General features: G+C 38.0%; 8 protein-coding genes and 1 pseudogene. 7 read left to right on the top strand and 2 right to left on the bottom strand.

Annotated elements, in window-relative coordinates; translation table 11 throughout:
* Positions 1-164, top strand: a 164-nt coding sequence (locus tag FFR48_RS24530) for a secretin GspD/PilQ domain-containing protein (RefSeq protein ID WP_137669170.1), incomplete at its 5' end; no start/stop codon positions are given.
* Between the two features lie 91 nt (positions 165-255).
* On the opposite strand, the gene FFR48_RS24525 is transcribed toward FFR48_RS24530, so the two are convergent.
* A complete protein-coding gene (locus tag FFR48_RS24525) occupies positions 256-588 on the bottom strand; it encodes a XisI protein (RefSeq protein ID WP_096572276.1) in 333 nt (110 codons plus the stop codon).
* On the bottom strand, positions 579-986 hold the full coding sequence (locus tag FFR48_RS24520) for a XisH family protein (protein ID WP_137669169.1): 408 nt from the start codon (positions 984-986) through the stop codon (positions 579-581). The genes FFR48_RS24525 and FFR48_RS24520 overlap by 10 nt, the downstream gene beginning before the upstream one ends.
* Positions 987-1,095: 109 nt before the next feature.
* Here FFR48_RS24520 and FFR48_RS24515 point away from each other — a divergent pair.
* From FFR48_RS24515 to FFR48_RS24490, 6 genes and pseudogenes are all read left to right on the top strand, one after another.
* A pseudogene (locus FFR48_RS24515) lies at positions 1,096-1,284 on the top strand (zinc ribbon domain-containing protein); the annotation flags it as partial.
* Between the two features lie 105 nt (positions 1,285-1,389).
* On the top strand, positions 1,390-1,680 hold the full coding sequence (locus FFR48_RS24510) for a type II toxin-antitoxin system TacA family antitoxin (protein WP_096572274.1): 291 nt from the start codon (positions 1,390-1,392) through the stop codon (positions 1,678-1,680).
* Between the two features lie 2 nt (positions 1,681-1,682).
* Positions 1,683-2,183 (top strand): GNAT family N-acetyltransferase, encoded by a 501-nt coding sequence (locus FFR48_RS24505; RefSeq protein ID WP_236104171.1) that lies wholly within the window; start codon positions 1,683-1,685, stop codon positions 2,181-2,183.
* 542 nt (positions 2,184-2,725) lie between these two features.
* Positions 2,726-3,010 (top strand): non-specific DNA-binding protein Hbs, encoded by a 285-nt coding sequence (gene hbs / locus FFR48_RS24500; protein WP_096572272.1) that lies wholly within the window; start codon positions 2,726-2,728, stop codon positions 3,008-3,010.
* 26 nt (positions 3,011-3,036) lie between these two features.
* The gene (cobD, locus tag FFR48_RS24495) at positions 3,037-4,113 is read left to right on the top strand and encodes a threonine-phosphate decarboxylase CobD (RefSeq protein ID WP_137669171.1); all 1,077 of its coding nucleotides are present in this window, start codon (positions 3,037-3,039) and stop codon (positions 4,111-4,113) included.
* 139 nt (positions 4,114-4,252) lie between these two features.
* A complete protein-coding gene (locus tag FFR48_RS24490; RefSeq protein WP_137669167.1) occupies positions 4,253-5,773 on the top strand; it encodes a dihydrolipoyl dehydrogenase family protein in 1,521 nt (506 codons plus the stop codon).
* The last annotated feature ends 209 nt before the right edge of the window (positions 5,774-5,982 follow it).

Raw genomic sequence — 5,982 nt, 5'->3', positions numbered from 1 at the left:
TTCCTATCTTGGGTGATATTCCTCTAATTGGTTCGTTGTTTAGAAGCACCAATAGAGAGAATGTTCGCAGAGAGGTAATTGTATTACTCACACCACAGGTAATGGATGACACAGAGCGTTCTAGCTATGGTTATAACTACAATCCTAGTCCCCAGGTGCGGTAAATGCTTGAGCGTAGGGGGTTGAGAGTTCCTGGTAGTCGGTAGACTGTGCAAATACCCGGATTGTTGGATGATTCGGGTATTTCAGGTGTCTTTAATGGGTAGCAAATTCCGTAAATTCGCGCATTTCTGGAGAATGAAAAGCTAAAACTATATCTTGTTTGGGTACGCCTTGTTCAAGCAAGAGAGTAGCAATTCCTACTTCAGTTCCATCATGCTGTATCCAGATTTTGCCGTTTTTGATATCAATGTGTATACTACATCCATGAGTGCGATTATTCCCACGCCAACCAGTATGTAAGAGAAGATAGTGGTCATTTTGGGTATCTATAACCGCTTGTGCTTCGATTTCTTCCGGTGTAAATCGTCTTTGAGCTTTTTCTAAAATTAGATTCTTAACTATTTCACGATACTCTTCTACTGCCATTTGACAATTATCTCCTGTTTTGGCTCATAAATGAGTAAGTTGATTTGGTTTCTAGCAATTACAGAACGGGTAAAACGTCGCTGAAAAAATGATTTGTAAATTGAATCGGGTATTGCCAGATATAGTTTTCTTTGTGGATCAAATTCTTCAAGAGCAAACTGGTAGTTAAGAAACTGTCCAAGGGCGGTATGAAATTCAGAAACGTTTGATCCGCTTATAAAGCTTTTGATTTCAACGGCAATCTTTTCTTCTGCTCGTTCAGCTGCTAACATCTGTGCAGCTAGATCAATTTCAAAGTCTACATCTCCCACGCTTACCTCATAAGGGTCAGCAGTTATTATCCATCCTTCCTTCTCTAAAGCAGTTCTTACTGCATAGTGAAAACGATCCTTTGCCATGTAACATTATCCTGACTCATAACCTTAAAACATTAGTACCATTTTAATGTAACTTAGGACTCACACAACAATGTATTGACATTGTGTACACGATTATTTATAATAAGCTAAAAAGTTTGGTTGTGAAATTATAATTGCTGATAGATTTTATCCATCAAGTAAAACCTGTTCTCGTTGTGGGCATAAAAAAGAAAGTCTTTCTTTATCCGAAAGAATTTATTGCTGTGAGAACTGCGGTTTTGAGATAGATAGGGATCTAAACGCTGCAATTAATTTATCGCGTCTGGCTAAGGCGTGAAAGTCTACGGAGGGATAACTGCTCCCATGCTCCCGTTGAAGTAGAAAGTAAAGTCTAGTTTTGTCTAGGTTTTATATAGCAGTAATTCAAATTCAGGAAACCAAAATGGCAGCTTCCTTTGAAATGGATAATCCTGGACGCAATCAGGTTATTAATATTAGAGTTCAAGAAAAACAGCGTAATTTAATTGATTATGCTGCATCAATTCTTGGTAAAACTCGTTCTGATTTTATGCTAGATGTCGCTTGTAGAGAAGCGGAAAAAGTAATTTGTGATCAAACTTTTTTTGCGTTAGATGAAAAAAAATATCAAGAATTTATTGATATTTTAGATGCACCACCTAAAGCAGATGAGGAACTACGTAAGTTTTTAGCTGCTAAATCACCTTGGGATTAAGAATGGATCAGAGGAAAATTATAGAAGCTCCTCAACCAATTAATTCTAGCCATGATATATCACAATTCAATTCAAGGTCAGAAACTTTAAATAATTGGTTGAGGGAAAAAGCATTTAAAAATGAGGGTGATACTGCTAGAACTTATGTTGTAATTTGTGAAAACAAAGTAATCGGTTATTACTGTTTGGCAAGTTCTGGTGTATATCACTCGGTGGCTATTAGAAAAGTCAAGCAAAATGCACCAGATCCAGTTCCTTGTATGATCGTTGGTAGGTTAGCTGTTGATGAACAATGGGAAGGGCAGGGTATCGGATCTGGTTTATTAAGAGATGCAATTTTTCGGGTTTTACAAGCATCCAAAGTTGTCGGCATACGGTGTATTTTAGTTCATGCTAAAGATGAAGCAGCTAAACAATTTTATCTAAAACATAAGTTTAAGCCCTCACCCATAGAATCTTTAACATTAATGTTGCCTTTAAAAGATATTGTGGCGAACCTTTAATATATATAAACGCTTCATTCAACGTCTCTAAAAGGCTTTTAAACTTTGTTTTGTGGTTCATTTACCTGACAATTGGGGAGCATCCCAAATGTGTAATTTGATTTTTTGGGAATCTTTGAATTCCTACAAAGTCCTAATATGAATGAACCGCAAAGAACGCAAAGGACACAAAGTTAAGAGGGTTTAAGAGGGTTTTTGGTATTGCTGAGTTGATTTTTTCAAAATTTGGATGCTCTCGAAAATTGCTGTACCCAATCCCCAGTAAGCATTTATTCCTAAAAATTCGGTGTTTCCAGGGCAACTATGCAGCAAAAAACACAATAAATTCTGAAATCTATATAAATTAATGCTTTCACCTATGCACTTCTGGCTACAACACCTTAGAATGATTCATTGAAAAGTCGAGCCAATCTGATTTACAGGGGTTTTGAGTGTAAATACTCTCAAGGGACGATTTTTGTAATGCTGCCAACAGAGATTTCCGTAAAGATCCGACAAAGTACATCTTGACTAAATCTCAATTAAACCTCAAGGAGTTTGATATGAACAAAGGCGAATTAGTTGATGCAGTGGCGGAAAAAGCCAGTGTGACAAAGAAACAAGCGGATGCGGTGTTAACTGCTGCTATTGAGACAATTATTGAGGCTGTGGCTTCAGGCGATAAAGTCACCCTGGTGGGATTTGGTTCTTTTGAATCACGGGAACGGAAAGCTCGTGAAGGCCGCAACCCCAAAACCAATGAAAAAATGGAAATTCCAGCTACCAAAGTTCCTGCTTTCTCTGCTGGGAAGCTCTTTAGAGAAAGAGTAGCACCCCCAAAAGAGTAGGTTCTGTTCTAGGAAGTCTATTTTTGATGCGACAACAGGCACACGGGGGAAATTTAGCTTGGGCAGCGGCGTTAGCTGGCTGTTCCCCGGATGCTATTGTCGATTTTTCTGCCAGTATCAGCCCGTTGGGACCTCCAAACAGCGTTATTGCTGCGATCGCCTCCCAATTTGGTAATCTTAAACACTATCCTGACCCAGATTACAGCGAACTCAAACTAGCTCTGGGTCACTTTCATCAGTTACCACCTGAGTGGATTCTGCCGGGAAATGGTTCAGCAGAATTATTGACTTTACTAGGTAGGGAATTAGGACAATTAGCGGCTACAATGTTAATAACTCCAGCCTTTGGCGATTATTACCGCACCCTAGCGGCTTATAATGCTAAAGTGCTGGAGTTTCCTATTTTGGGGATTGGGGATTGGGGACTGGGAAAGATTTATTCCGTATTTTCCTCAGATACCCCGTCTAAAAATTGTGGTTTATTGCTAAATAATCCACACAACCCAACGGGTAAGCTATTTTTACGGGATGATATTTTGCCGTACCTGAAAGATTTTGCTTTGGTGGTGGTGGATGAGGCGTTTATGGATTTTCTGCCTCCTGATCAGGAACAAAGTTTGATCGGATTGGTACAGGAATATGAGAATTTGGTGATATTGCGATCGCTCACCAAGTTTTACAGTCTACCTGGGTTAAGGTTAGGATATGCGATCGCTCACCCGGACTTGCTCAGAAAATGGCAATCATGGCGAGATCCCTGGCCTGTGAATACCTTAGCTGCTGCTGCTGCGATCGCCGCACTCGAAGATACAGACTTTCAACAACAGACCTGGAAATGGCTACCACAGGCACGAAATCAACTTTTTCAGGGTTTATCGGCAATTAACGGATTAAGACCCCTAGAGGGCGCTGTTAACTACCTATTGGTAGAGTCTCAACATTCAACTTCTCAGTTACAAGAAAAATTACTTCAGCAATACCAAATTTTAATTCGTGATTGTCGCAGTTTTAAAGAGTTGGGCGATCGCTTTTTCCGTGTCGCTGTCCGTTCCCAATCTGATAACCAACGCCTACTAACAGCCCTTAAATCAGTTATCAGGTGACTGGTGACTGGTGACTGGTGACTGGTGACTGGTGACTGGTGACTGGGAGGATGAATAACCCAATTCCCAATTCCCAATTCCCAATTCCCAATTCCCAATTCCCCATTCCCTATTCCCAATTCCCAATTCCCAATTCCCAATGAAAATTGACTACGATATTGTAATTATTGGTGGTAGTATTACTGGATACCAAGCGGCTTTAGCTGCAACCCAACTACAAGCGAAAGTTGCCTTGGTACAGCCTCAAATACACTATGAATTAAACTATCATTACCCACTCAGCGAACTAAGTAAAATCTCACAGCAGTGCGTTGATATGGAAACTCTTGGCATTATGGCCGAGAGTAAAAACATCAAATCAAATTTTCACCGGAACAAGCCAATTAACAATACTGGAGTACCAGAAAAATCGCAAATTTCCATATTGCAACCGACTTGCAGCTATTCCTACCCACAAGCGAAGTTGTATGCTCAAAGCATTGCAGCAAATATCAACCAACTTAATTCTCTTGCTAATTTGTCTGCCCAAGGTGTTGATGTAATTATTGGTAATGGGAAATTTCAAACTTCTCCCAAGCTGAGTTTTGCAGTGAATGACAGAATTTTAAGCGCCCGTACCTATTTACTCGCTTGCGGTTCACGTCCAAAAATTCCCGATATTGAAGGTTTAAACACTACAGGTTATCTCACCTTAGCGAATATTTGGCAATATTTAGAAACACCAAACCCTCCAAAAAATTGGGTAATTATTGGTGGTTTACCCCAAAGTATTGAAATTGCCCAAACTTTAGCTCGTTGGGGTTGCAACATCAATTTAATATTAAATCATCCTAGTGTTTTTTCTGATCTTGAACCAGAAATAAGACAATTATTGATAGCACAATTAGAAGCTGATGGTGTGCGTATTTTTAACCAAACAATCGTCACCCAAATACGAAAAATTGAAGATCAAAAATGGGTGCAAGCTGGAGATAAAGCTATAGAAACTGAAGAAATTTTAATTGCAACTGGACAACAACCAAACATAGATAATTTAAATTTAGCAGCAGCAGGAGTAAAATGGTATCCAAGGCGTTTAGTTGTGAATAAAAAACTCCAAACCACAAATCATCGCATTTACGCTTGTGGTGATATTCTAGGTGGTTATGATATTGCCAACATTGCCAATTATGAAGCTAAAATTGCTGTGAAAAATGCTCTATTTTTTCCCAGACTTGAAGTTAATTATCGTTGTATTCCTTGGATAATATCTTCTCAACCAATGGTAGCGCAAATAGGGTTAACAGAATTACAAGCAAAAAGAAGATATGGTAAAAATCAAGTTTTAGTTTTTACCAACTATTTCAAAACCTTAACAGCAGCACAAATTAAAAATGAAATTACAGGTATTTGTAAATTAATTATTTTAGAAAATGGTCAAATATTAGGATGTTCTATATTTGGTGTAGAAGCGGGAGAATTAATAAACTTAGTAGCTTTAACAATGTCAAAAAATCTGAAAATTGAGAACTTAGAAAATTTAGCTGTTGTTGATCCTAGCTTTTCAGAAATATTACAGCAAACCGCAAGAGAATGGAATAAACAAAAGTTAAATAAAAACCACATTTTGCAAGAGTTTTTGCAAAGTTTATTGCATTTTCGCAGAGATTGGGATTTATAATATTCAACAAAATATTCAACAATAGAAAATTAAAAATTCCCTCTCAAAAGGTTTTATTTGAGATTTACAACCCATTTTGCAACCCACATTCCGCAGATATTGAAGCAGATTAAATAATTATGAATTGTCAAAATAAAAAACCTGAAACGGTTATCTGGTAATGATTTCAGGCTAATTTAGCGTAAAATAATAAGCGTCAAATAGATAAT

It is taken from the genome of Sphaerospermopsis reniformis (assembly GCF_005402885.1).
Taxonomy (GTDB): Bacteria; Cyanobacteriota; Cyanobacteriia; order Cyanobacteriales; family Nostocaceae; genus Sphaerospermopsis; species Sphaerospermopsis kisseleviana.
The sequence above is the reverse complement of the archived record's forward strand: the minus strand, read 5'-3'. Positions and strand labels throughout refer to the sequence as shown.